Source organism: Gottfriedia acidiceleris (genome assembly GCF_050457485.1).
Lineage (GTDB): Bacteria > Bacillota > Bacilli > Bacillales > Bacillaceae_G > Gottfriedia > Gottfriedia acidiceleris_D.
On sequence record NZ_JBCMJM010000003.1, the window covers coordinates 389,089 to 413,181 of the forward strand.

The following is a 24,093-nucleotide window of genomic DNA, read 5'->3' on the forward strand; positions in this document are numbered from 1 at the left end:
TATGTCATAACAAGTAAACCCCTACGTAAGATAAGTAGGGGTTGATTGTCTAAATAGACAAATAGTTTTTATGAAACATTACAATTAACGGTGACAGCGACCGCATCCTCCACAACGGAAACCTCCGCAACGGAAGCAACCTCCACATCCTCCGCATCCTCCACAACCAAAACAACTAAAGAATGGGAAGAAGCATGCAAAGCCAAAGCACATACGAGAATCGTAATTTTGATCCTGACTATAATCCCATGGAACTACTTGACTAGCTTGAAACTGATCAACGTTTAATTGTTGAAGCTCTCTTTGAAAATCATACATTTTTATAACCTCCGACATAAAATTTGAAAGCGAATAAAACCATAACGTATTTAATAAAATAAATACGATTCCCTAATTTGAATCTACTAAAACTCAGACTCTCAACAACAAAATATGTTGAGGACTTGGGCATTGTTACCGATTCACTTGCCCAATTTATAAGCTGATTGAAAATGAAAAAACCTCACATCAAAAGTGAGGTTTTTCGTACGTCTTTCATCATTAAATCAGTATTCCTTAATCTTCATTAAGTTTAAAGTTATTAAGGGGTGAATATGAAATTACATTGTTTTTAATTGCTCTTTTATTTCTCCTGATTTCTTTTCCAAAAATTAACTTCGTTGCCTTTAATTTAAGTACTTTGAATAGTATGAGGTATAGTAATAATAGAAAATCAAAAATGAAAAGTAAGTCCCCTATCATAAAAAACGAGAATATTGTATTGGAGATTTCATCTGTTTGGTCCAGAGTAGAAAATACAAAAACAGCATATCTTTCATAAACAGTACAGATTAAGAATATAGTTCCAACCACTAATGAAGTAAAACTATAACCAATAGATCGTTCTCTTTTATTGAATTCTAAAAAGATTGGCAGTAAATATAGCAAAACAACAATAAAAATACTAAATAATAATCCTAACAAAGTAATTCGGCTATGTAACATAGACTGAACTAACAAAAGTTTTCCTAGGATAAAAAAAAGCAACACTATACCCATCATTTGCCTCCTCATTTCTCCATTTAGAGCAACACTCATGATCACGCCCATATACAATCACAAATTAAACGAGTTCCTTTTCAAAATAAATTATAGCCTTGCTTATTAAAGTTTCAAATGCTCTTTTTTACCGTTTTGATAGGTAAAAACAGTTAATATATAAAGTTTCATAAAATGATGTAGGACCTTCGTTAAATAAAAGGAGATTATCGATTAAAATATATTTATTACCGTTTTTAACGGTAAAAATAGTCATATCCTTATTCATCATCTAAGTTTAAAATAATTTTGAAAACATTATCTTAACAATACTTTTTGTGATTATTATCACAAAAATAATTAGTTTATTTATGTTAGTAAAAATAATATTTTAGATCAAAGTAGGAGATGAGATGGATAAGGCGAGTTTAAGAAGATTACACTTAATCGATATTTTAAGTAGTCAAGAAAAATGGTTCAAAACGGAGGAGCTTGCTAAAAATTTAAATTGTACTGAGAAAACAATACGAACTGATATACAAATTATCAATGCAACATTCCCAGAAGGATGGCATATTGAAACGATAAAAGGAAAAGGTATTTATATAAATAATCCAATTAATTCCTCGCTTGATCAAGTTCGTTCACTTTTTGTAAAGAACTCTTTATCGCTTCAGGTAATCATGTTTATTCTAATAAAAGAGATTGAACACATTAGTGATTTAGGAAAAGTCTTATATACGCATCACAATACTGTTTATAAAATTCTCGAACGAGTAGACACCTTATTGAAGTCATATAATTTAAGTTTGAAGCGTGCACCACTTGAAATTGTAGGTAATGAGTTTCAAAAAAGAATCTTATGCTGTGATGTATTGTATGGTCTATATTCCCATACAAATAAATGGCCTTATGATTCTCTATCGTTTTCTATTATAAAAAAAGTAGTTACAAAGTCAGCAGAAAAAAATAATTTTCTTTTATTTCCACCTACTATATATAAATATATTTATTATGTTGGTACGATGCTTCAAAGAATCGATCGAGATATACAATTGGATTTAAATCCTACTAACAATATTAAGGAGTCAAAGTTTTTTTCAATTGCAACAGATATATGCGTACAGCTAGAAAACATTTATAAAGTATCAATTCCATTAAATGAACTAAACGCTCTTTCTATTATGATATCTGCATCCTCTTATTTTTCTAGCGATAATGAACCTCAAGATGAAATTATAAATAGCTACCATAATAAATCAGAAAAACAATATATAGAATTACACGAGCTCGTTACGATGCTCGAAAAAAAGCTTAGTATAAAATTACATGATCATAATGATTTTATTCTCACTCTTCAAAAACAATTTAAAGCCTTTTCCCTAGTTCTTTTTTTAAACGGTAGAATTGATCGATCTTGTCTCATTTCCGAATACGTTAAAAAGCGTTATCCGGAGTTATTTAATAAAGTAAAAACTGTATTTCGTAATTGGTGCAATTACTTTTCATACCCAGAAGTAAATAATGAAGTAATTGCTAAAATCACATTAAATATTCAAGCAATCATCATTAAATTATCATTCGTAAAAAAAAGGGTACTACTGTTAAGTAGTGAAGGTTATGGTGTAAGACAGTATATAACGACTAAACTAATAAAAGAATTTGGAGATAAAATGCAATTTGTTGAACTTCAAAACGGCGAACTGAGGCCTGAAACGATTAGTGAATTACGTTTGGACTTTATCATTGCTGATTTTCAAATTGATATCGAAATTGTTCCAATTGCGGTAATTAGTTCTACTCTTTCACAGCGCGATATTAATCATATCGCCCATTTATTAAAATAAATTTTATTTTGAATAAGCATTCAAAGGTGATTTTATGATAAAAGAAAGGTCAACATTAGTCACAAATGAGTTAGTTGTACTATTAAAGCAACTTGATCATGATACTTTTTTACACGGGATGCGTGTAGGTGAAATGTCTTATAAATTTAGTAGATATTTAGATCTCTCTTTGCATCAATCCAATCAATTACATTTTATTGGTTATGTACATGATATTGGAAAGCTCAAAATACCAGATTCAATCGTTACAAAAAAAGGTCCACTTACTGATTTCGAGTGGAATCTAATGAAGAATCACACAATTTATGGGTATGATTTATTAAAAAATTTTTCATATCATAATGATGTTTTAAATGCTGTGCGTTATCATCACGAAAATATTGATGGGACTGGCTATGAAGGTTTATATAGTAACGAAATTGATTTTAATTCGAAAGTAATTAGAATAATTGATAGTTTTGATGCACTAACCCATGATCGTTCTTATAGAAAAAAATGTTCAATTGAAATAGCCTTAAAAAAAATTCAAAAACAAAGTGGTACTGTTTATGACCAAGATTTAATAAAGGAATTCACTAAGTTTATTTGTAAACTGTATTAAGTAGTATTCAATAATGCTAATAATTTACACCTACTAATTGCTAGACCAGAATCTATTAACATGTTATAGTTTCATTAAAATTATAAATTTCACTCGTATAATAGTGAGGATATGGCTCACAAGTTTCTACCGGTTAACCGTAAATTTACCGACTATGAGTGGTAACACATCTGACATTTAGCTCTAGTGAATCAAAGACTCAAAATGTGTTACTTCACTCATTTTATACAGTGAAGTACATGTTTTGAGTCTTTTGTTTAGATTAAGGGGGATCATTATGGAATTATTACTAAAAAAAATTGAACAAGAAGGAATCGTTTTAGCAAATGATGTATTAAAAGTGGATGCTTTCTTAAATCATCAAATGGATCCTGTTTTAATGAAAGAAATTGGGGAAGAATTTGCGCGATTATTTTCTGAAGAAAAAATAACAAAAGTAGTTACTATAGAATCTTCAGGTATTGGACCTGGGCTAATGACAGCACTTGCTTTAAATGTCCCTCTAGTTTTTGCACGTAAGAAAAAGTCAATCACAATGCAGCAAGATGTTTATACTGCCAAAGTATATTCATTTACAAAAAAAGAAGAAAATGAAATTTCAATTTCTCATAAATGGTTAGACGAAGGCGATAAAGTTTTAATAATAGACGACTTCTTAGCAAACGGACAGGCAGCTCTTGGATTACTTTCAATCATGGAACAAGCTAAAGCAGAAACAGTTGGCTTTGGAATCGTTATTGAAAAATCATTCCAAGATGGCGGAAAGATTCTGCGTGATCGTGGTTATCGAGTTGAATCTCTTGCTCGTATTCAATCTTTAAAAGACGGACAAATTAAATACTTCAATGAAGAATTAACTGTTTAAAAATAAAAAAAGACATTGTTTGAACGATTTGTGTTGTTCACAATGTCTTTTTTCTATTAATTAAGCCTTTTTTAGGATTAAATATACAAAGTATGGTCCACCGATTAGGGCTACTATAATCCCTGCTGGTATTCCTTCTGGATCGACTAAGTTTCTTCCGATTGTGTCGGCAACTAATAGTAATAATCCACCAATTAAAATTGCGATTGGTATAAATAATTGATTTCTTGGGCCAACTAAACTCTTAGCAATATGTGGTGCCATTAATCCGATAAACGCAATACCTCCTGTTACTGAAACAGCAGATGCTGCTAATGCAACTGCTGCTAACATTAAAACAATTCTTTCCTTTTCTAATGAGACCCCTACCCCGATTGCAACAGGCTCATTTAAATTAAGAAGGTTTAATGTATTTGCTTTATATAAAGTAAACGGAATTAATACAATTAACCAAGGTAAGAATGCCCAAATAAACGGCCAATCTGTCCCCCAAATATTACCTGCTAACCATTTTGCAATAAAATCTACTTTAGCACGTTCCGCAGATGAAATTAATACAATCATGATTCCTGAAAGAGCCATCGAGAAACCAATACCTACTAAAACTAGTCTTATAGGTTGTAAACCCGAATTTTTCTTATAAGAAAATAAGTAAATAATAATTGCTGTAACAACAGCACCACAAAATCCAACGATTGGGATTAAATAAACAAACGATCCTGCTTCAATTGGAAAGTATAAAAAGAATACTGTAATAGCTACACCTGCACCAGCATTAAAACCTAGTATTCCAGGCTCAGCCATATCATTACGTGTTACCCCTTGCAATATTGCACCAGATAGTGCAAGTGCCATTCCCGCCATTAAAGTTATAATCATTCTAGGTAATCGAATTGAAAAGATTACAAACTCTTCTTTAAATGTACCTTCACCTAAAAATGTTGGAAGTAATCTACTATATGGTATTGCTGAAAATCCCAAACTCATTCCAATAAACATTGTTAAGAGAATAAGTATAAAAAGTACCAACAGAATAACCCTTTGTTTTCTAACAATAACAGGCTGTATCATGAAAATTCTTTGCCTCCTTTATGTACGATAAATAGAAAGAAAGGAAGGCCAATCATTGCAACAATCGCTGCAACAGGTGTTTCATAAGGTATATTAATTGTTCGCCCAAGTGTATCTGCCAAAAGTAAGAATGTGGCACCAAAAATAGCAGACATCGGTATAATAAATCGGTAATCAGTTCCGACGAATCCACGTACCATATGAGGTACCATTAAACCAAGAAATGCCATATTCCCTACTAGCGCAACTGCTGCTCCAGCTAGTAAAACGATTACTACAAATAAGATTGCTTTGATTCTTGGTATATTTTGACCTAAACCTACAGCAACCTCTTCATTTAAACTAAGTATTGTTAATTGACGTGCCAAGAAAATTGCTACTAGAATACCGACTACAATAAAAGGCGTAATCGTTTTTACTTGCCCCCATGAAGTACCAACTAATCCACCCGAAGTCCACATTGAAATATTTTGAGATATTTTAAAGTAAATCCCTACACCTTCAGAAATAGCAGTTAAAAAGCCTGTAACAGCCGCCCCTGCTAAAACAATACGAAATGGAGAAAAGCCCCCTTTTTTCACTGTAGCAATACCAAAAACGATTAGTGAACCGACCGCTGCACCAATAAAACAAGCTATCATAATCCCAAAATAATTTACTTTTGGTAGGAAAGCCATTGTTATTGCTAATGCTGCATTTGCTCCTGCCGTTAACCCAAGCAAACCCGGATCTGCAAGTGGATTTCTTGTCATCCCTTGCATGATAGCGCCTGCCACCGCAAGAGCTGCCCCTACAAATATTGCCGCTACCTCGCGAGGTAACCGTAACTCTCTAATAATAGAAATCTGTTGACTATTCATGTTTGTAAAAATCGCATTCCAAACATCCCCAACGGTTGTATCTGCTGCTCCGAAAACAATCGCTATTACAAACATAACTATAAAAATGATAATCCCCAATATAAATTTAAAAAAGAATGGAACAGAACCTTTGTTTTTTTGTGTCATTAGCCTCTCATCTTCTCTTTATAGAATGTCTTCAGACTGCCCACCAAACGCTCGCTTTCTGCATTGCTCATTACCAATAGGCTAACTTCGCGCCTCAAAAGATATTGTTTTCAATTAGCCTGCAATAAAATTTTTTGGACAATGTCTAAATAATAAGAGTAGGAATAATAGAATTCCTACTCTTATTTTTGTTAGTTACCTAAAAATTGCTTTTTAAAGAATTCTAATTGCATGTCTAAAGTATCAGGATCATTGAAGTAGAATTCACTTCCATTTACTTCGAAAACGTGCTTATTCTTTACTGCTGGTGTATTTTTGTAAGTATCTGTTTTTTCTACAGAAGTATCAGTTTGATCAAATTTACTGAAGATTACATAGTCACCCATAAACTCAGGAAGTACTTCTAAGGAGATTGCATAATATCCTGGTTTCAAAGCATTTTCTTCAACTTTTTTAGGCATTTTTAATTTCATTTCTTGGAAAAGAATCTCTGTTCCACGACCCCAGTTGTTACCATATACATAAAGCTGCTTATCGAATTTTTCAATTACAGAAACTGTTGCATCTGGACCAATTTTAGCTTTAATCTCTTCTCCGGCCTTTTGTGCACGGGCTTTAAAATCATCTACCCATGCTTGAGCTTCTTTTTCTTTGTTTAATAATTTACCAATTTCAATATGTTGAGTTAAGTAATCTACTTTGCCGTAAGTATAAACTACAGTAGGTGCGATTTTCTTTAATTTATCAAGGTTTTTAACATTATCTAAACCAATAATTAAATCTGGATTTAACTCAATAATTTTTTCGATATTATCATCTGAAACTACTTCAGCATTTTTTAATTTTTCAGCCCAACGAGGATTCGACTTAGACCAAGAATCAACACCGACAATGTTAACCCCTAAAGACATTACATTTCCCGCAAACGAAGATAACACTACTACACGTTTAGGGTTAGCTGGGACTTTAACTGGACCATTTTGCGATTGATATGTAATTGTTCCAGACTTTTTTGGTTCATTCTTTGAGCCTTCTGTACTTGATGCTCCTTTACTACATGCACTAATAATTAGCACGAATATTAAAAGAAATGGTATTAAGATTTTCTTCATTTTTCTCTTCTCCCTTAAGTAAGTTATATGTAATGCACATTGGTTTATTTGTTCTTGGGTCTCTTCCAATTACTGTATCAATTGAAAAAACTTTTTTGAGAACTTCATGTGTAATGACTTCTTCGCAAGAACCTGCTTTAACGATTTCTCCATCTTTAAGTGCGATGATATAATCTGCAAATCGAGCTGCTTGGTTTAGGTCATGTAAAACCATTACAATCGTACGTTCTTGCTCCTGATTCAGCTTTTGTAACAACTCCAAAATTTCGAGCTGATGAGCTAAATCCAAATATGTAGTAGGCTCATCAAGGAAAATAATTTCAGTTTCTTGTGCTAACGCCATTGCGATCCAAACTCGTTGACGTTGACCGCCTGAAAGTGAATCAACTGACTTGTACTTATATTCCTTCGTACCTGTAACCTCAAGTGCCCAGTCAATTACTTCAATATCTTTTTTAGTTAATCTGCCTAAACCACTTTGATATGGGAATCGACCATAAGATACTAGTTCACCTACTGTTAAACCACTTGCACTCTCTGGTGTTTGAGGTAAAATTGCCATTTTTTTAGCTAGTAATTTAGTATTCTCTGAAGCAATGTTTTCTCCATCTAAGATAATCGTTCCGGATTGATGAGAGATTATTCTTGTAATCGCCTTCAAAAGAGTCGACTTACCACATCCATTTGAACCGATGATTGTTGTAATTTGTTTATCCGGAATTTTTATATTAAGGTCTTTTACAATCAAACGATCACCATAACCAATGGTCAATTCATTAGTATATAACCGAACCATAAACGGACCTCCATTCATTTAATAATCAAACCGTTAATGATAATGATAATGATAATTATTATCAGTTGATGTTACTAGGTAAATATAAGTCTATTTACTATTATTGTCAATATTAATTTTTAGTTAAATCATTGAAAAATTCGCAAAAATGGTATATATTTTATTGAGAATGATAATCAATGACAGAATATTCTGGAGTGAGACGGAAATGAATATAAATGATCTATATGATGTAACAGTAATCGGGGGAGGTCCTGCTGGACTATACTCTGCTTTTTATAGTGGTTTAAGAGAAATGAAAACAAAAATAATAGAATTTCAATCTGAATTAGGTGGGAAAGTTCATTGCTATCCTGAAAAGATGATTTGGGATGTTGGAGGACAACCACCAATTCCTGGTGAGAAATTCATCGGCCAAATCGTTCAGCAAGGATTAACGTTTGATCCTACTGTTGTGTTAAATGAAAAAGTCGACACGATTACTCGTGATGATAATGGCATTTTTATTTTACATACTTCTTCAGGTCAAAAGCATTATTCTAAAACAATTATTGTTGCAGTTGGTAGTGGAATATTAAACCCAACGAAGCTTAAGATAGATGGTGCAGAAAGATTTGAGGTTTCAAATTTAAACTATACAGTAAAATCACTTAAACATTTTAAAGACAAAACTGTAATCGTTTCCGGTGGTGGTAACTCTGCGATTGATTGGGCTAATGAATTAGAGCCGGTTGCTGGGAAAGTGTATTTAACTTACCGAAAAGATGCTCTAAAAGGTCATGAAGCACAAGTCTCTCAATTAATGAATAGTTCTGTTGAATGTCTTTTCAATACATCTATTACGAAACTAATTGCTGGTGAAAACCATGAAGAAATAGAAACGGTTGAACTGACAAATAATGAAACTGGTGAAATATCTCATTTGGCAATTGATGAAGTAATCATAAACCACGGTTATGAACAAGATACTTCTTTATTAAATAACAGTGAAATAAAAGTAGAAATGATTCAAGATTTCTATATTAAAGGGAATACAACGAGTGAAACTTCGATTGAAGGGATTTATGCAGCTGGAGATATTTTAATGCATGAAGGAAAGTTACAATTAATTGCTGGCGCATTTCAAGATGCCGCTAATGCTGTTAATAAAGCAAAGCAATATATCCAACCAGAGGCTAGTGGTGCAGCAATGGTTTCATCTCATAATGAGGTATTTAAACAACGAAATCGTGATTTAATTAAACAGATGATGAACTAGAAAACAACCTCTCTTTTCCATGTTAAACTATTAAACAACAAATGAAAAATGAATCAACATTTTATTTTGATACGATCGATGAATTTAGCAATTTTTTATTAGGTTAAAACAAAAAACAATACAAACTTACTCTTTAAAAAAAGACGCATCATTTCTAAAATTGTTGTGTTAGTTTTGAGGAAATTTTCATAAAAAAGAAGACCGTCAATACACGGTCTTCTTTTTTGAATTTTCTAATGTAATTAACAAGAAGCGCTTTCATAACAATTTCAATTTTTGTTTCTTTTTATCATCAACTAGGTATATTAGTCCGCCTGCTGTTTGAATCAACTTCTTCTTTTTTTCCAATTTTAAAAATAAAGAAGGAAGAAATCACTAAAACTGTAATTAATGAAGTTAAATAGAACTGAGAGCGAAGATCATCCATAAAGTACATCGAAAAATAGATGACGATCATCGCTAGTATAGTAACGTAAGTAACATATGGGAAACCCCACATTTTTAACCGTAACACTTTTCCCGTTTTCTCAGCTTGTCTTCGCTTTACTACATGTGATATTGCAATAACAATATACACTAGAAGCGCAATTGAACCTGATGCATTCAAGAGAAATGAAAAAAGTTTATCAGGTGAAATAAAGTTAAAAATTGCAGCTAGGAAGGCGAAAGCTGAACTTGCCCATACCGCCCAATACGGTGATCCACCTTTATTTACTTTTGTAAAGATTCTCGGAGCACTTCCTTGCTGCGCCAAAGAATAAAGCATTCGAGAATTCGTATAAAGTGCTGAATTCAAACAAGAGAGTACTGAAAAAAGTACAACAACCTTCATGATTGTTCCAGCTCCTGGAATCCCTAAATTGCTAAGCAACGTTACATATGGGCTACTTAATGATTTTGCATCATCCCAAGGCATTAATAAAACTAAAATAGATACTGACCCAATGTAGAACAATGCTACACGCCAAACAACAGTATTAATGGCAGTAACAACAGATTTTTGAGGATCTTTTGATTCACCAGCAGCAATTGCTGCAATTTCAGACCCAAAGAAAGCAAACATAACTGTCATAAAACCACCTAATATTGCGCTTATGCCTTTCGGAAAAAATCCGCCATGCTGTGTTAAATTTGATAATCCCGGAGACTGGATCGTAGGGATTAATTTGAATAAAATTGCAAGACCTAATAACATAAACGCTGAGATCGCCACTACCTTTGTAATGGCAAACCAATATTCAAACTCTCCAAATGTTTTCACTGATAAAATATTGGTAAGTGTAAGTACAAATGTAAGAATTAAAGCCCATCCCCATAATGGGATACTTGGGAACCATGAATTCATTATATTTGCACCTGCAATCGCTTCAATTGCAATTGTAATTAACCAGAAAAACCAATACAACCAACCAATCGTGTATCCTGCCCAAGGGCCAATCGACTCTTTTGCATACGTTGAAAACGAACCACTAACTGGGTTCTCAGCAGCCATTTCTCCTAACATTCTCATAAGTAGTGCAACTAATAATCCCGCTATTAAATAGGCAACAATTGCTGATGGACCTGCACTATGAATAACATTCCCACTACCTACGAATAAACCTGCCCCTATAATTCCACCAATTGAAATCATTTGAATATGACGGTGTTTTAGATTTTGTTGTAAACCATTGTGTTGTTTCTCCATATTCACCCTATCCTTTTTTCCGTTAATATAAAAATATTTATAAAAACCTTGCAGTAAAAGACTCGAGCAAGTCCTATTAATCTACACATTTGGACATTACTTTTAAAAAGTTTGAACATATGAAAATCATTGAATGATCAGTTTCAACAAAATTTAGCAATTAGTTAATACGTTTTCTAGAATAGCAAGACCTTCGTTTAACTCATTTTCTGTAATCACTAATGGACTTAAAAAGCGAATAATATTTCCATCTAAACCTGCAGTAAGTAATAGAAGCCCAGCTTCATTTGCTGCTTTTGCAATTTTTGTAGTAAGATCTTTATTCGGTGTTTTTAATTTTTGATCTGTTACAATCTCTACTGCACACATTGCTCCTAGACGACGGAATTCTCCAATAAAGTTATACTCTAATTGCCACTTTCTCACACGGCTTTCAAGTACATCTCCAATCCATTCTGCTTTTTCACACAATTTTTCTTCTTCAATAACTTCTAATACTGCCAATGCGGCTTCACACGCAAGTGGATTTCCACAATAGGTTCCACCTAATTCACCCGGATCTGCTATATCCATTATTTCTGCCTTACCAATAACAGCACTTAGTGGCATACCACCTGCGATAGATTTAGAAGCTGTCATAAGATCAGCTGCAACTTCGAAATGCTCCATCGCAAATAATTTTCCTGTTCTTGCGAATCCTGTTTGTATTTCATCTGCCACCATCACAATGCCATGTTTTGAACAAAATTCACGAACGTGTTTTACAAATGATTTTGGCGGTATTACAAATCCACCTTCTCCTTGAATCGGCTCCATGACAATACACGCTACAGTCTCTGGTGCTACAGTTGCTATAAAAAATTGATTAAACTGTGCAATAACATCTGCTTCGTATTGCTCATCAGTCATACCGTCTGGCTTACGGTACATATATGGATACGGTGCTTGATATACTTCAGGTGCAAAAGGACCAAAACCAAGTTTATATGGTTTTACTTTGCTCGTCATTGTCATCGTCATTAAAGTACGTCCGTGAAATCCACGAGTAAATGTGACAACTGCTTGGCGTTTTGTATATTTCCTTGCGATTTTCACGGCATTCTCAACTGCTTCAGCACCACTGTTTAATAAAATTGCTTTTTTTGCAAAATCTCCTGGAGTTGCTTCACACAATCTTTCACAAACTTCAATGTATGACGGATACATAACGACATTGAAGCCAGGATGAATGATTTTTTCTGCTTGTTCTTGTATGGCTGCTACTACTTTTGGGTGTGAATGCCCTACGTTAATGGTTCCAATAGCTGCACCGAAGTCAATAAACTTATTACCTTCTAAATCATATAATGTAGCTCCCTTGCCTTTTACAGCAACTGCTCGATTTCCATTGCTAACGCCTTTTACAACGTATTTATCTCGCTTTTCTTGCCATTCTTTTGTGGATAGTTGCTTAATCATTATTTGATTCCTCCGTTTTTATAGAAATTTTTCTACGATGTTTGTTTTTTCAATTACTGAATTAATTACGAGCTAATCATAGTAATATGTATAACTGCCTATACGCTCATTCAAACTTCCAGTATGAGAACCTTTAAACAGTTAAAAACGTGTACCGTCTAAAAAACGATAAAGCTAAACGGTACACTTAAAAATGAAAACCATTTTAGTTGATGTCTAAAATTTATCCTTTGTGCCAAATAACGAGTTTCATTTCAGTCATCTCTTCAATTGCATATTTCAATCCTTCACGTCCTGTACCACTTTCTTTTACGCCTCCATATGGCATTTGATCAACACGGAACGTAGGTACATCATTAATAACTACGCCTCCTACATGCAGATCGTCCGCTGCTTTTAGTGCATTAATAACACTATTAGTGTAAATTCCAGCTTGCAGACCATACCTGGAATCATTCACGGCATCAATTGCTTCATCAACCGAAGATACTTTACAAATTGAAACAATTGGAGCAAAAACTTCGTTACATGATACTTTCATGTTACTTGTTACATCTAAAATAACTGTAGGTTCAAGAATATTACCTAGCGTTTTGCCACCTGTTGCAATAGTCGCACCCTGCGCTTTTGCTTCTTCGATCCAGCTTAAAGCACGGTCCAAGTCATTCGGTGAAATAAGAGATGAAACATAAGTTTCAGGGTCTAAAGGGTCACCTAGTTTGAGTTCGCTAGCACTTTTTGCAAACTGCGGAACAAACTCATCATAGATTTTTTCGTGTACATATATACGTTGTAAAGAGATGCAGACTTGCCCTTGGTTTGAAAATGCGCCCATTAAGCAGCGATCAATAGCCTTTGTTACATCAATATCCTCATCAATGATTAATGCAGCATTTGAACCTAGTTCAAGTGTTGTTTTCTTAAGCCCTGCTTTTGCTCGAAGTGCAATTCCAACTGAGGAACTTCCTGTAAAAGTCACCATACTAACTAGATCACTTTCTACAATGACGTCACCCACAACTCTTCCTGGTCCTGTAACAACATTTAATACGCCATCCGGTAGACCAGCTTTTTTGAACAAATCTGCTATATAAAATGCAGAAAGTGGTGTTTGTGAAGCTGGCTTCAATACCACGGTATTCCCTGCAGCAATAGCTGGTCCCACTTTATGCGCAACTAAATTCATCGGAAAATTAAATGGAGTAATTGCACCAATAACTCCAATTGGATTTCGAATGGTGTAGCCTATTTTTCCAACTCCACCAACCGCCGCATCAAAAGGAATTGTTTCTCCATGAATTCGTTTTGCTTCCTCTGATGCAAATTTGTATGTTTCAATCGTTCTTATTACTTCTGCTTTGGCGAAGATAAGTGGTTTAGCCGACTCAAGAGCAATTACGCTTGCAGCTTCTTCTAAATTTTCTTCAAGAAGTTGCGAAACTTTCTCTAAAATGGCTGCTCGTTGGTGAGCAGGCATTTTGGCCATTACTTCTTTAGAATCATAAGCAACTTGAATTGCATTCTGAGTTTGTAGTTTATTCGCAATAGCAATATCTGCAATTTTTTCTTGTGAATAAGGAGAAAGCAAATCTGAATAATTTTCTGTTTCCACATCTTGTCCGTTAATCCAAATATTCTTTTTCATGTTTCCCTCCATAACTTATGAATACGTATTAATAATAAGCTTCATTTTTAATAATTGTCAAACAATTTTTATTTTTTAGCATTTTATAAATTTTCAATTAGCATCTGGAAAACTTATCTATATTCTCTAAAAAGTTGTGCTTAATGGTGATTGTATGTTGGCTCTAATAAGTATACTTTCGATTTTTATCAGCAAGTATCTAAACTAGGTAATGATGACACTTTCATTTTTTTCATGAATACGTATGCAAAAATATCATTAATTTGCTCAAAACTTCTAATCAAATTCGATTTTATTTGCTATAATATATAATAATCCCTTGAAAATTCCAAAAATTATCTTGTTTGGGAGTAACAAGATTTAGTACGTCTGCCGTATTCATTGCTTTTTTTATTAATTAACTATTATTTTTAAATTATATATTATAGGAGCTTGGAGTGATTTATTTGGTTTCTTCACACGATGTTGCGAGGCTAGCCGGCGTCTCTCAATCTACTGTTTCTCGTGTATTAAATGGATCTAAAAATATTAAACAATCTACAGTAGAGAAAGTAGAGAGAGCCATTAAAGAATTAAACTATCATCCGAATTTGATTGCCAGAAATCTCGTAAAAAAGAAAACCAATATGATTGCGTTAATTACAGGACATACTCATGATCCTTTTTATGAAGAATCTACTCGGGGAATTGTATCGATTGCAGCAAAAAAAGGATATAACGTACTCGTATTTTTTAATAAAATAGATAACGATAAAATGCTGTATAACCAAGTATTAAGCGCCCCTGTTGATGGAATCATAATGTCTTCTATTTTAATGAATGATTCTATTTTTCCCGTTTTAGAGGGTTTGGAAGGTAAACCGTATGTGACCTTCAATCGGAAGCATTCGTCTGGGACAAACTATTTTGAGATTGATAACGTAAAAGCCGGCGAACTAATAACAAATCATATGATCGAATTTGGTCATAAAAATCTAGCGTATATAGGTGGCCCGCTACAAGCATCTACTTTTCACGGTCGTTTAGAAGGGTTTAAAAAAGAGGCTAATAGACAAAAAATAGCAGTTCGTGAGGATTGGATAAAAACGACCGATACAACTATAGAATCCATCGTCCAAGCCTGTAAGGAGTTATTTTCAGGTATTGAATTTCCAACAGCCATAGTCGCTGCGACGGATGCTATTGCATTAATTTGCTTGGATTTCCTTCTTAATAAAGGCTTTAAAATACCGGAAGATATCAGCATTGGTGCAATTGATAATATCGAGTTTTCTGCCCATGCATCTATTCAATTAACAACAGTAGGAACTCATTTAAGTCAGTCTCTAGGAAATCTGGCTATGGAACATCTAATTGATTTGATTGAAAATAAAAATAAACAATTAAATTCCGTAACAACTACAATCACACCTCATTTAATTGTTCGACGATCAACTGGGAAGCCTAGAATAAAATAGATTTTAAATTCGAAACTATTTTAACAAGTAATAAATTGAGACGTGAATAACCCACGTCTCCTATTTCCGCTCCATTTATTTATAGCATTATATTCACTAACAACAATTCCATCCGAAATTCTACTCTTGAACTCGCATGCCATCATTTGTCATTAACTTAAACTCTTTTCTTTATTACTCTTTTTACGATTAATATAAAACAAAAAGGATTGTCCCCTGTGCAATACAGAGTCCAATCCTCTTTAGCAGCATTAAACTATTTGTCTAACTTTTTCGGTTCACTTTAAATGTGCTTTACTTCCACACTGTCATATATTTTTTTCGATATTTTGGATCTTCTTCTGTTTTAATCAACTCTAAAGCCTTTTGTTTAATCTCTTCGTTTTTAACTGCATCATACAGATTTCTCATACATTGAATGATATCGTAACGAATCAATGTATAGTTTTTCTCTTCTTTGCAATTTAAATAACGATTTACTAGATGATCAATGACAATCCCTCTTTGATCTGGACCAGCTAAGCCTACTCTCCATATTGACTGTAAAGTGTGTCTTGCCGTAACAAATTTTGGATCATATGTAACTTGCCAAATTGAAGGAAAATCGTTTAGCATCCTCTTCTCTGGATCACTGATCGCTAAATTTGAGAGAAACTGTGCAGCTCTTGACCTTTTATGATTTCCTTTATGCGTTAGCTCCGATTTTAATCGATCCCATACTTCATACGACCAATCCACTTTCTCTTTTGTAACGGAAATAATGTAGTTAAAGGCTTCGAATTGCAAATTCTTGTCATTTGATTCAAGGTTTTCAAAATAAGTTTGTACTTGTTGATCCATTTTACGTACCTCTTTGAGAATAGTAAATAATTCTTTTATCTAGATGATATCATTCCCTAGCATTAGCTAGCTATGAATAAAAAATTATCTAACGTACAATTTTTTTCGATTTTTACTAATACTAAGCATACCTATTATGAGTCTGAATACTTTAAAATCACGATAATCGTTGCGTTATATATTTAATTAAACGTTTGTTTAGTTTTTAAAATAAGTGGTTTCGGTAAAAAGTACACCCATGTATTAATAATTAAATTAAAATAAATGAACGATATGCAGTCCCTTGTCGTATAAGAAGTAAGGAGGGATTTTTTATGAAAACAATATTATTTGAAGAAGATAAATTATTCATTACACTTTCTAGTCTTGAAACAATATTAGGATTAAAACATACCATAGAGGTTCCCTATAGTGATATCAGTGATGTTTCTATTGAGGATATACATGAATTTCTTTGGAAAATATACGGTACACACTTAGGAGCATCTAAATATGGCCATTTCAAAAAAGACGGAGTGAATTATTTTATTGCTACAAGCACTAACAAGGGAAATTTAGTATTAACCTTGAACAATCACAAGTACGATAAAATCATTTTAGAATTGGATCATGTTGATGATATTTTCAAGCAAGTACAAGATAGGTTACGTTCTTATATTAAATAACTTAAGTAAGACTGTCTTTTACGGACAGTCTTTTCAAATTTATAAATGAATAATTTCAAAACGATTATCAAATTCTCTTAAATATTCTACGACTAGCTTGCGGTGACAATGGTGTGGTTTTTCTTCGCTACACATAAAACATGGAACGCCTTTGCTTATGAAGTCGTTTATTTTTGTTTCGATTTTACGATTTTGGATTAAGTTTAAAAAGTCTTTTTCAAAATCATTCCATGAGATTTCTTTTTTCTTAATTGCTTTAAGTAGTTCTTCTGTTGGAGCTAATTCAGTGTCATGTGTATATTGAATATTTAATAAATCCATTACAAAATGTAGATCATCTTTTTTTGCAAATCCAGCTAGTTGTGAAGTGTTATGTAATCGAGTATCAATTAGATGAGTTACGTTACTTTGTTGGAGCATTGATGCAAATGTTCTTAAAGATTTTTTTGAGAATCCGATTGTTGTTATGTTCATTTTGAATACCTCCTTCCTTTAATGTTTACTATTTTATAATTGGTTGAGTTAATCTTTATTGCTAAAAAAGCTATTCTTTGATTTCCACTAATCGATGTTCCCTTTTCTTGGGCCGTGCATTTAGCACCTACCCATTCCAATTTAATTCTTTTTCTTCAGTTGACCTAAGTAAATCTACACTTTAAGTAGTAGCAAATATTTAAAACAAGAATTTTTTTAGATAATTCAGACTTTTAACAAAAACAATACTTTAATTGTTACCAATTGTCAATTTGTACTAACCCTTTCTTTTCATACCAGAAATTAAAGGTTCTTGATGATGAAATTAATTCTAAAGAAATGACAAAACTCTTTTGCCCTTACCTCTCAGAGAATCATAGTTTATAAAATTCATCTCAACCGATTACTTTCTTTCGCCTTGGAAATAAATAAATCTGCTATAAAATCAGTTACAGAATCGAGTGGACCTCTAAACGGGGGAATTATATTAACTCTTGATACTAAAAAAAGTTATAAGTTTATATTTAAAAAGGAACGAGTTAAGGAAATAAAACACTATTTATCGGAGCAATATGGGCTAAATTTCTAATTACTTAAGTTACGTATACTATTCAGTTTTTAATAAAATAAAAGGATAGAAAAAGCTGCTGCTTCTCTATCCTTATTACTTTACTATTTAGTGGCAATCACAATAAAAGTTTCATAAGTCGTTGAATTAAAATTATGAATGTCTATTTAGTATCTTAAGACTTCACTGCCTCAACTGAAACTTCTTCAAATGGCCAAGCTGGAAGCATTTTTCTTAACACTTTATCTTCTCTATATCCAAGGTCATATTCAGCTTGCATAATTGTATGAATTTCTCTTGTTCCTTCGTAGATAACAGGTGCTTTTGAGTTTCTTAAGTAGCGTTCTACTGGGAATTCGTTTGAGAATCCGTATGCACCGTGAATTTGAACTGCATCATTTGCTGCTTCGTTTGCGGCATTGCAAGAAATCCATTTTGCTAGTGATGTTTCTCTTGTATTTCTCTTTCCGTTATTTTTTAACCAACCAGCCTTATAAACTAATAGACGTGAGATTTCAAGGTTTGATGACATTTTCGCGATCATTTGTTGTACTAATTGATGTTTACCAATTTCTTTACCAAATGTTTTTCGCTCATTACAGTATTTTACGCTTGCTTCAAGTGATGCCTGGATTAATCCGCAAGCACCAGCTGCAACTGTGAATCGTCCGTTATCAAGCGCAGACATTGCAATTTTAAACCCTTCACCTTCGAAACCTAGTAAGTTTTCAGCTGGGACTCTTACATCATCTAAAAATACTTCACCAGTATTCCCTGCTCTAATTCCCATTTTTCCTTTGATTGCTTTTGTGGAAACGCCTTCAAAAGTCCTTTCTACGATAAAGCAAGAAATGCCATGATGCTTTAAGTCATGATTTGTTTTCGCAAAAATTAAGAAATGGTCAGCTACATCACATAATGAGATCCATGTTTTTGATCCGTTTAAGATATAACTATCTCCATCTTTTACAGCCGTTGTTGCCATTGCTACTACATCTGATCCTGCATTTGGCTCTGTTAATCCAAACGCACCAATTTTCTTACCTTGCGCTTGAGGAACAAGATACTTTTTCTTTTGTTCTTCAGTTCCCCATTGAAGTAATGTCATACTATTTAAACCAGTATGTACTGAAACAGCAGTACGGAAAGCAGTATCTCCACGTTCTAATTCCTCACATACAATTGCCAATGTGTTATAATCCATTCCTACTCCACCGTATTGTTCTGGAATACATACACCCATTAGTTGTAAATCTGCAAGTCGTTTTAGAATATTAGCTTCAAAATGTCCTTTTTCATCCCATTCTTTTATAAAAGGGATAATTTCTCTGTCTACAAATGACCTGACTACTTTCCTTACACTAATTTGTTCCTCTGATAATGAAAAATCCATTTTTATTTCCTCCTTAAATTGTTTTATTTCGTTGCATTTCTTCTATTTCAATTTGGGAATATCCTAGTTTACTTACTATTTCTTCTGTATGCTCCCCATGTAAGGGTGGGTGTCTTAATACTTCAATAGGTGTTTTTGATAATTTTAACGGTGATCCGACTAATTTCAGATCCTTTATAAAAGGATGTTTTACATCCAACACCATATCTCTCGATTTAGCTTGTTCAGACTGTAGAGCTTCACTCACATTATTTATTGGACCATTTGGGATCCCTATTTGATCTAATAATTGTTTCCACTCATTTTTACTTTTCAACTTTAACTTATTTTGAATTAATTGCTCTATTTGTTTTCTATGCTGTAAACGGCCAGTATTTGTCTTAAATTTTTCATCTAATAAATCTGGTTCATCAATTAGTAAGGTAAACCTTTTAAATTGTTCGTCATTACCTACCGCTATGACTAATTCACCGTCACTTGCAGTAAAGACTTGATATGGAACGATATTTGGGTGTTGATTCCCCATTCGTTCAGGAACAATTCCACTACATAAATAATTACTAGCTACATTTACTAAAGCAGCTAGCTGAGAGTCAAATAATGAAATATCGATTTCCTGACCTTCTCCTGTACGATCTCGATTCTGAAGTGAAGCAAGAATCCCAATACATGTAAATAGACCAGTTAAAACATCCGAAATGGCTACACCTACTTTTGTTGGCTCGGCCTCTTTCTCACCAGTAATGCTCATTAATCCAGACATCGCTTGGATGATATAATCATATCCTGGTAAACTTGAATTCGGTCCTTCACTACCAAACCCACTAATCGATGCTAGTATTATGTCTTCTTTTATTTTTTTCAAATCCTCATACCCAAAACCTAATTTTGTCATTGTTCCAGGTTTGAAATTTTGAACAACTACATCAGCCTCTGAAACTAGCTTTTTTAAAATTTCTTTACCTTGTTCACTTTTTAAGTTTAGTGTTATGCCTTTTTTATTGCGGTTCGCACATAAATAATAAGCGCTTTCACCTTCAACGAAAGGTGGCCCCCATCCCCTTGTTTCATCGCCATTATTTATACTTTCTACTTTTATAATCTCTGCTCCTAGATCCCCAAGGATCATCGTACAAAAAGGTCCGGCTAGTACTCTTGTTAAATCAATGATTTTTACTCCATGTAATGCACCTGGCAATTTTTCCACCTCTATTAATCTAGTTAATAAGCCAGTAAAACGATCAATCACAATAGTTGAATTGAATGTTTAACTGGCTTACAACTGCGCTTTGTATTAACAGTAGATTTATTAAATGTCTAACCCAATTGAAATATATTTAACTTCTAAAAATTCCTCAATTCCAAAGTGACCGCCTTCTCGTCCAAGACCGCTCTCTTTATAGCCGCCAAATGGAACTTGTACAGCAGAAGGTGTACCATCATTTAGTCCAATAATTCCGTACTCAAGTGCTTCTGTAACGCGGAAAGAACGACTTAAATTTTCCGTATAAACATATGCTGCCAGACCGTAATTTGAATTATTTGCTCTCTCAATTACTTCTTCTTCGGTTTTAAACGTAGTAATTGGTGCAAGTGGACCAAATATTTCTTCCTTCATACATGCCATTTCATCCGTAATACCCGTTAATATAGTTGGTGCATAATAATATCCATTTTCCTCTGAAGGTTTATTCCCACTATATACGATTTTTCCACCATTATTAGTAGCGTCTTCAACCAGTGTTTTTACCTTTTCTAAAGCAGCATGATCAATTAGTGGACCAACATCAATTCCTTCTTCTAAACCGTTACCCACTTTTAATTTTTCTAGCTCTTTTGTAAATAACGCTGTAAATTCTTCGGCTACACTTTCCTGTACATATATACGATTTGTACAAATGCAAGTTTGACCTGCATTGCGGAATTTTGACTGAACTAAGCCAACCGCTGCTTTTGATAAATCAGCATCATCCATGACAATAAATGGTGCATTTCCACCAAGTTCTAGCGAAACCTTTTTGACATTCTGTGCTGCTCCTACCATTAGCGTTTTTCCAACTTCAGTGGAGCCAGTGAATGTAATCTTTGTTACTCTTGGATCTTTTAGCCATACATCGCCAATTTCAGAAGACTTACCAGTAACAACATTAATTACACCTTTTGGAATTCCCGCTTCATGAGCAAGTTCTGCAAGCTTTAATGCTGTTAAAGGAGTTTGGGTAGCTGGTTTAATAACCGTTGTACAGCCAGCTGCAAGTGCAGGAGCAACTTTTCTAGTAATCATTGCTGCTGGAAAATTCCATGGCGTAATTGCAGCTACAACTCCTACAGGCTCTTTTCTAACTAGAATTCGTTTATTAGGTTGTGATGCAGGAATTGTTTCTCCATATACACGTTTGCCTTCCTCTGCATACCAAGAAATAAAACCATTTGCATAAACAGTCTCACCTAACGCTTCTTTTAATGGTTTACCTTGCTCAATTGTCATTAATTTAGCAATTTCTTCTTTCTTTTCGTCAATGAGACGATACCAATTCATTAATAAATGGTATCTTTCTTCTGCTGTCTTTTTTGACCAAGTTTTAAATGCTGTATGAGCAGCATCAACAGCTAATTTAGCTTCATATGTACCACCCGTTGGAATTGCCCCTACAACTGCACCAGTTGCAGGATTTGTAACCTTCGTATAATATTCATGATCGTTCCCTACCCATGTACCATCTATATACATTGGGTAGACTTCATACTTCTCTTTAATTTGGCTCATGAGTTTACCTCCAATTGTAATTCTGGTAGTAATACAGCTTCAATTGACTCCCTTATAATATCTAGTCCCTCTTCAAGCTGTTCATCTGTAATCGTTAGTGGCATTAACAAACGAATAACATTGCCAAAGATACCTGCGCTTAACAACATTAACCCTCTATTGTTAGCTTCTTTTACAATCTTTCCAACTGTCACTTTATCTGGTGTTTTATCTTTCTTATTTGTTACAATCTCCATTGCACACATTGCGCCAATTCCGCGAATATCCCCTATTTGTTCAAACTGCTTAGCCCATTTGTGCATTTCCTCATTAACTTTTTCGCCAATTACAACAGCTCGCTCATTTAATCCTTCTTCCTCAATGATATCGAGTACTGCTAATGCTGCACGACATCCAAGTGGACTTCCAGAGTATGTTCCACCTATTTCTCCGGCATCAGAAGCTTCCATAATTTCTTTTCTACCGATAACGCCACTAATAGGTACTCCTGCACCCATTGATTTTGAAATTGTAATTAAATCTGGCTCAACTCCAAAGTGCTCAATTGCAAAATATTTACCTGTTCTAGCAAAACCAGTTTGAATCTCATCTGCTACAAATAATATTCCATATTGCGTACAGATTTCTCTAACCCTTTTTACAAAATCAAGATCAGGAACAATAAAGCCACCTTCACCTTGGATTGGTTCCATTACAACTGCAGCAATTGTTTCTGGTGCAACCTCTGCAATTAAAAACTGTTCAAATTGTTCAATGATAAATTTACTATATTCTTTTTCATCCATTTGATCTGGACGACGGTAAACATATGGATAAGGTGCTTTATATACTTCAGGAGCAAATGGTCCAAACCCATACTTGTATGGCTTAACTTTACTTGTCATCGTCATTGTCATTAATGTTCGACCATGGAATCCTCTAGTAAAAGAAATGATTCCTTGACGCTTTGTATACTTTCTTGCAATCTTCACTGCATTTTCAACAGCTTCTGCGCCACTATTAAAAAATGCTACTTGTTTTTCAAAACTTCCAGGTGAAAGATCTGCTAATCTTTCTGCAAGCTGAATATAAGATTCATACATCATGACATTAAAGCCTGTATGAATATAATCACCGGATTGAGCTTGAAGCGCTCTTACAACTCTAGGATGGGAATGTCCTACATTTAACGTTCCAATTGCACCTGCAAAGTCAATAAATGTATTACCATCAATGTCCTCAACAAGTGCACCCTTTGCTTTTTTTACAAACGCTTCACTATTATTACTAATTCCTTTTGGAACCACTATATTTCTTCTAGCAAGTAACTCTTGTGATTTTGGTCCTGGAATTGAAGTTTGGATTTTAACAAATTTTCGATCTGCCATCATTACACCATCCTATCTATAACGATTTTTTCAGTGGGTAGACAAAGTCCTAAAAATCTAATTTCAGACTAATTGAAAACGCTTGACTTTCAAGGCGCTAAACCTGATGAAAAGCGGAGTTACCCAAAAGAGTAATGAGCACCACAGACAGGCGAAGCAACGAAGAAAGTGAGCGTTTGGTGGGCAGTCTGAGCATGT

The 24,093-nt window shown here is 33.8% G+C and carries 21 protein-coding genes and 1 riboswitch; of the genes, 6 read left to right on the forward strand and 15 right to left on the reverse strand.

Features of this window, described 5'->3' with window-relative positions; all coding sequences use genetic code 11:
* Positions 1-84: 84 nt before the first annotated feature.
* A complete protein-coding gene (locus ABEY15_RS04420; protein WP_429888691.1) occupies positions 85-318 on the reverse strand; it encodes a heterocycloanthracin/sonorensin family bacteriocin in 234 nt (77 codons plus the stop codon).
* Between the two features lie 237 nt (positions 319-555).
* Positions 556-1,077, reverse strand: coding sequence for a hypothetical protein (locus ABEY15_RS04425; protein ID WP_429888692.1), 522 nt, complete (start codon positions 1,075-1,077; stop codon positions 556-558).
* A 353-nt stretch (positions 1,078-1,430) separates the two neighbouring features.
* On the opposite strand from ABEY15_RS04425, the gene ABEY15_RS04430 reads away from it, so the two are divergent.
* The 3 genes from ABEY15_RS04430 (at position 1,431) to ABEY15_RS04440 (ending at position 4,330) form a co-directional block, all read left to right on the forward strand.
* The gene (locus tag ABEY15_RS04430; RefSeq protein ID WP_429888694.1) at positions 1,431-2,864 is read left to right on the forward strand and encodes a BglG family transcription antiterminator; all 1,434 of its coding nucleotides are present in this window, start codon (positions 1,431-1,433) and stop codon (positions 2,862-2,864) included.
* A 34-nt stretch (positions 2,865-2,898) separates the two neighbouring features.
* Entirely contained in the window at positions 2,899-3,465 is a 567-nt protein-coding gene (locus ABEY15_RS04435) for an HD-GYP domain-containing protein (RefSeq protein ID WP_429888696.1), read from the forward strand.
* Between the two features lie 73 nt (positions 3,466-3,538).
* Positions 3,539-3,640, forward strand: a riboswitch (purine riboswitch).
* 102 nt (positions 3,641-3,742) lie between these two features.
* Complete coding sequence (locus ABEY15_RS04440) at positions 3,743-4,330, forward strand: xanthine phosphoribosyltransferase (protein WP_098428231.1); 588 nt, start codon at positions 3,743-3,745, stop codon at positions 4,328-4,330.
* A gap of 60 nt (positions 4,331-4,390) precedes the next feature.
* On the opposite strand, the gene ABEY15_RS04445 is transcribed toward ABEY15_RS04440, so the two are convergent.
* The 4 genes from ABEY15_RS04445 to ABEY15_RS04460 form a co-directional block, all read right to left on the reverse strand.
* Positions 4,391-5,401, reverse strand: coding sequence for a FecCD family ABC transporter permease (locus ABEY15_RS04445; protein WP_429888697.1), 1,011 nt, complete (start codon positions 5,399-5,401; stop codon positions 4,391-4,393).
* On the reverse strand, positions 5,398-6,408 hold the full coding sequence (locus tag ABEY15_RS04450; protein WP_429888698.1) for a FecCD family ABC transporter permease: 1,011 nt from the start codon (positions 6,406-6,408) through the stop codon (positions 5,398-5,400). Before ABEY15_RS04450 ends, ABEY15_RS04445 begins: the two co-directional genes overlap by 4 nt.
* Before the next feature lie 191 nt (positions 6,409-6,599).
* Positions 6,600-7,520, reverse strand: coding sequence for an iron-hydroxamate ABC transporter substrate-binding protein (locus tag ABEY15_RS04455; protein WP_429888700.1), 921 nt, complete (start codon positions 7,518-7,520; stop codon positions 6,600-6,602).
* Entirely contained in the window at positions 7,471-8,316 is an 846-nt protein-coding gene (locus ABEY15_RS04460; RefSeq protein WP_429888701.1) for an ABC transporter ATP-binding protein, read from the reverse strand. The genes ABEY15_RS04455 and ABEY15_RS04460 overlap by 50 nt, the downstream gene beginning before the upstream one ends.
* Positions 8,317-8,524: 208 nt before the next feature.
* Here ABEY15_RS04460 and ABEY15_RS04465 point away from each other — a divergent pair, with 208 nt between their 5' ends.
* Positions 8,525-9,574 carry an NAD(P)/FAD-dependent oxidoreductase gene (locus ABEY15_RS04465; RefSeq protein WP_429888703.1) on the forward strand — a complete coding sequence of 350 codons (1,050 nt, stop codon included), beginning with the start codon at positions 8,525-8,527 and terminating at the stop codon, positions 9,572-9,574.
* Positions 9,575-9,866: 292 nt separating this feature from the next.
* Here the strand turns inward: ABEY15_RS04465 and ABEY15_RS04470 are convergent, their stop codons facing one another.
* From ABEY15_RS04470 to ABEY15_RS04480, 3 genes are all read right to left on the reverse strand, one after another.
* Positions 9,867-11,261 carry an amino acid permease gene (locus ABEY15_RS04470; protein ID WP_429888705.1) on the reverse strand — a complete coding sequence of 465 codons (1,395 nt, stop codon included), beginning with the start codon at positions 11,259-11,261 and terminating at the stop codon, positions 9,867-9,869.
* Positions 11,262-11,414: 153 nt separating this feature from the next.
* Positions 11,415-12,719, reverse strand: coding sequence for a 4-aminobutyrate--2-oxoglutarate transaminase (gene gabT / locus ABEY15_RS04475; RefSeq protein WP_429888707.1), 1,305 nt, complete (start codon positions 12,717-12,719; stop codon positions 11,415-11,417).
* 223 nt (positions 12,720-12,942) lie between these two features.
* Entirely contained in the window at positions 12,943-14,364 is a 1,422-nt protein-coding gene (locus ABEY15_RS04480) for an aldehyde dehydrogenase family protein (protein ID WP_429888708.1), read from the reverse strand.
* A 437-nt stretch (positions 14,365-14,801) separates the two neighbouring features.
* Here ABEY15_RS04480 and ABEY15_RS04485 point away from each other — a divergent pair, with 437 nt between their 5' ends.
* Positions 14,802-15,821, forward strand: coding sequence for a LacI family DNA-binding transcriptional regulator (locus ABEY15_RS04485; RefSeq protein WP_429888709.1), 1,020 nt, complete (start codon positions 14,802-14,804; stop codon positions 15,819-15,821).
* A gap of 294 nt (positions 15,822-16,115) precedes the next feature.
* Here the strand turns inward: ABEY15_RS04485 and ABEY15_RS04490 are convergent, their stop codons facing one another.
* Complete coding sequence (locus tag ABEY15_RS04490) at positions 16,116-16,661, reverse strand: hypothetical protein (protein WP_429888711.1); 546 nt, start codon at positions 16,659-16,661, stop codon at positions 16,116-16,118.
* Between the two features lie 314 nt (positions 16,662-16,975).
* On the opposite strand from ABEY15_RS04490, the gene ABEY15_RS04495 reads away from it, so the two are divergent.
* The gene (locus ABEY15_RS04495; RefSeq protein ID WP_429888712.1) at positions 16,976-17,326 is read left to right on the forward strand and encodes a hypothetical protein; all 351 of its coding nucleotides are present in this window, start codon (positions 16,976-16,978) and stop codon (positions 17,324-17,326) included.
* Between the two features lie 39 nt (positions 17,327-17,365).
* Here the strand turns inward: ABEY15_RS04495 and ABEY15_RS04500 are convergent, their stop codons facing one another.
* The 5 genes from ABEY15_RS04500 to gabT (ABEY15_RS04520) all read right to left on the reverse strand — a co-directional run bounded on the left by ABEY15_RS04500 (position 17,366) and on the right by gabT (ABEY15_RS04520) (position 23,895).
* Positions 17,366-17,800 (reverse strand): DUF488 family protein, encoded by a 435-nt coding sequence (locus ABEY15_RS04500; protein ID WP_429888714.1) that lies wholly within the window; start codon positions 17,798-17,800, stop codon positions 17,366-17,368.
* Positions 17,801-18,543: 743 nt separating this feature from the next.
* Positions 18,544-19,761 (reverse strand): acyl-CoA dehydrogenase family protein, encoded by a 1,218-nt coding sequence (locus tag ABEY15_RS04505; protein WP_429888716.1) that lies wholly within the window; start codon positions 19,759-19,761, stop codon positions 18,544-18,546.
* A 13-nt stretch (positions 19,762-19,774) separates the two neighbouring features.
* Entirely contained in the window at positions 19,775-20,959 is a 1,185-nt protein-coding gene (locus tag ABEY15_RS04510) for a CaiB/BaiF CoA transferase family protein (RefSeq protein ID WP_429888717.1), read from the reverse strand.
* A 111-nt stretch (positions 20,960-21,070) separates the two neighbouring features.
* Positions 21,071-22,492, reverse strand: a complete 1,422-nt coding sequence (locus ABEY15_RS04515; protein ID WP_429888852.1) for an NAD-dependent succinate-semialdehyde dehydrogenase — start codon at positions 22,490-22,492, stop codon at positions 21,071-21,073.
* Positions 22,493-22,524: 32 nt separating this feature from the next.
* Positions 22,525-23,895, reverse strand: coding sequence for a 4-aminobutyrate--2-oxoglutarate transaminase (gene gabT / locus ABEY15_RS04520; RefSeq protein ID WP_429888719.1), 1,371 nt, complete (start codon positions 23,893-23,895; stop codon positions 22,525-22,527).
* Positions 23,896-24,093 lie beyond the last annotated feature (198 nt).

What these genes read in the sequence shown, in the direction of transcription:
- ABEY15_RS04420 (WP_429888691.1), bottom strand. Translation starts at nt 318, where the DNA reads ATGTATGATTTTCAAAGAGAGCTTCAACAATTAAACGTTGATCAGTTT.
- ABEY15_RS04425 (WP_429888692.1), bottom strand. Translation starts at nt 1,077, where the DNA reads ATGAGTGTTGCTCTAAATGGAGAAATGAGGAGGCAAATGATGGGTATA.
- ABEY15_RS04430 (WP_429888694.1), top strand. Translation starts at nt 1,431, where the DNA reads ATGGATAAGGCGAGTTTAAGAAGATTACACTTAATCGATATTTTAAGT.
- ABEY15_RS04435 (WP_429888696.1), top strand. Translation starts at nt 2,899, where the DNA reads ATGATAAAAGAAAGGTCAACATTAGTCACAAATGAGTTAGTTGTACTA.
- ABEY15_RS04440 (WP_098428231.1), top strand. Translation starts at nt 3,743, where the DNA reads ATGGAATTATTACTAAAAAAAATTGAACAAGAAGGAATCGTTTTAGCA.
- ABEY15_RS04445 (WP_429888697.1), bottom strand. Translation starts at nt 5,401, where the DNA reads ATGATACAGCCTGTTATTGTTAGAAAACAAAGGGTTATTCTGTTGGTA.
- ABEY15_RS04450 (WP_429888698.1), bottom strand. Translation starts at nt 6,408, where the DNA reads ATGACACAAAAAAACAAAGGTTCTGTTCCATTCTTTTTTAAATTTATA.
- ABEY15_RS04455 (WP_429888700.1), bottom strand. Translation starts at nt 7,520, where the DNA reads ATGAAGAAAATCTTAATACCATTTCTTTTAATATTCGTGCTAATTATT.
- ABEY15_RS04460 (WP_429888701.1), bottom strand. Translation starts at nt 8,316, where the DNA reads ATGGTTCGGTTATATACTAATGAATTGACCATTGGTTATGGTGATCGT.
- ABEY15_RS04465 (WP_429888703.1), top strand. Translation starts at nt 8,525, where the DNA reads ATGAATATAAATGATCTATATGATGTAACAGTAATCGGGGGAGGTCCT.
- ABEY15_RS04470 (WP_429888705.1), bottom strand. Translation starts at nt 11,261, where the DNA reads ATGGAGAAACAACACAATGGTTTACAACAAAATCTAAAACACCGTCAT.
- gabT (WP_429888707.1), bottom strand. Translation starts at nt 12,719, where the DNA reads ATGATTAAGCAACTATCCACAAAAGAATGGCAAGAAAAGCGAGATAAA.
- ABEY15_RS04480 (WP_429888708.1), bottom strand. Translation starts at nt 14,364, where the DNA reads ATGAAAAAGAATATTTGGATTAACGGACAAGATGTGGAAACAGAAAAT.
- ABEY15_RS04490 (WP_429888711.1), bottom strand. Translation starts at nt 16,661, where the DNA reads ATGGATCAACAAGTACAAACTTATTTTGAAAACCTTGAATCAAATGAC.
- ABEY15_RS04495 (WP_429888712.1), top strand. Translation starts at nt 16,976, where the DNA reads ATGAAAACAATATTATTTGAAGAAGATAAATTATTCATTACACTTTCT.
- ABEY15_RS04500 (WP_429888714.1), bottom strand. Translation starts at nt 17,800, where the DNA reads ATGAACATAACAACAATCGGATTCTCAAAAAAATCTTTAAGAACATTT.
- ABEY15_RS04505 (WP_429888716.1), bottom strand. Translation starts at nt 19,761, where the DNA reads ATGGATTTTTCATTATCAGAGGAACAAATTAGTGTAAGGAAAGTAGTC.
- ABEY15_RS04515 (WP_429888852.1), bottom strand. Translation starts at nt 22,492, where the DNA reads ATGTATATAGATGGTACATGGGTAGGGAACGATCATGAATATTATACG.
- gabT (WP_429888719.1), bottom strand. Translation starts at nt 23,895, where the DNA reads ATGGCAGATCGAAAATTTGTTAAAATCCAAACTTCAATTCCAGGACCA.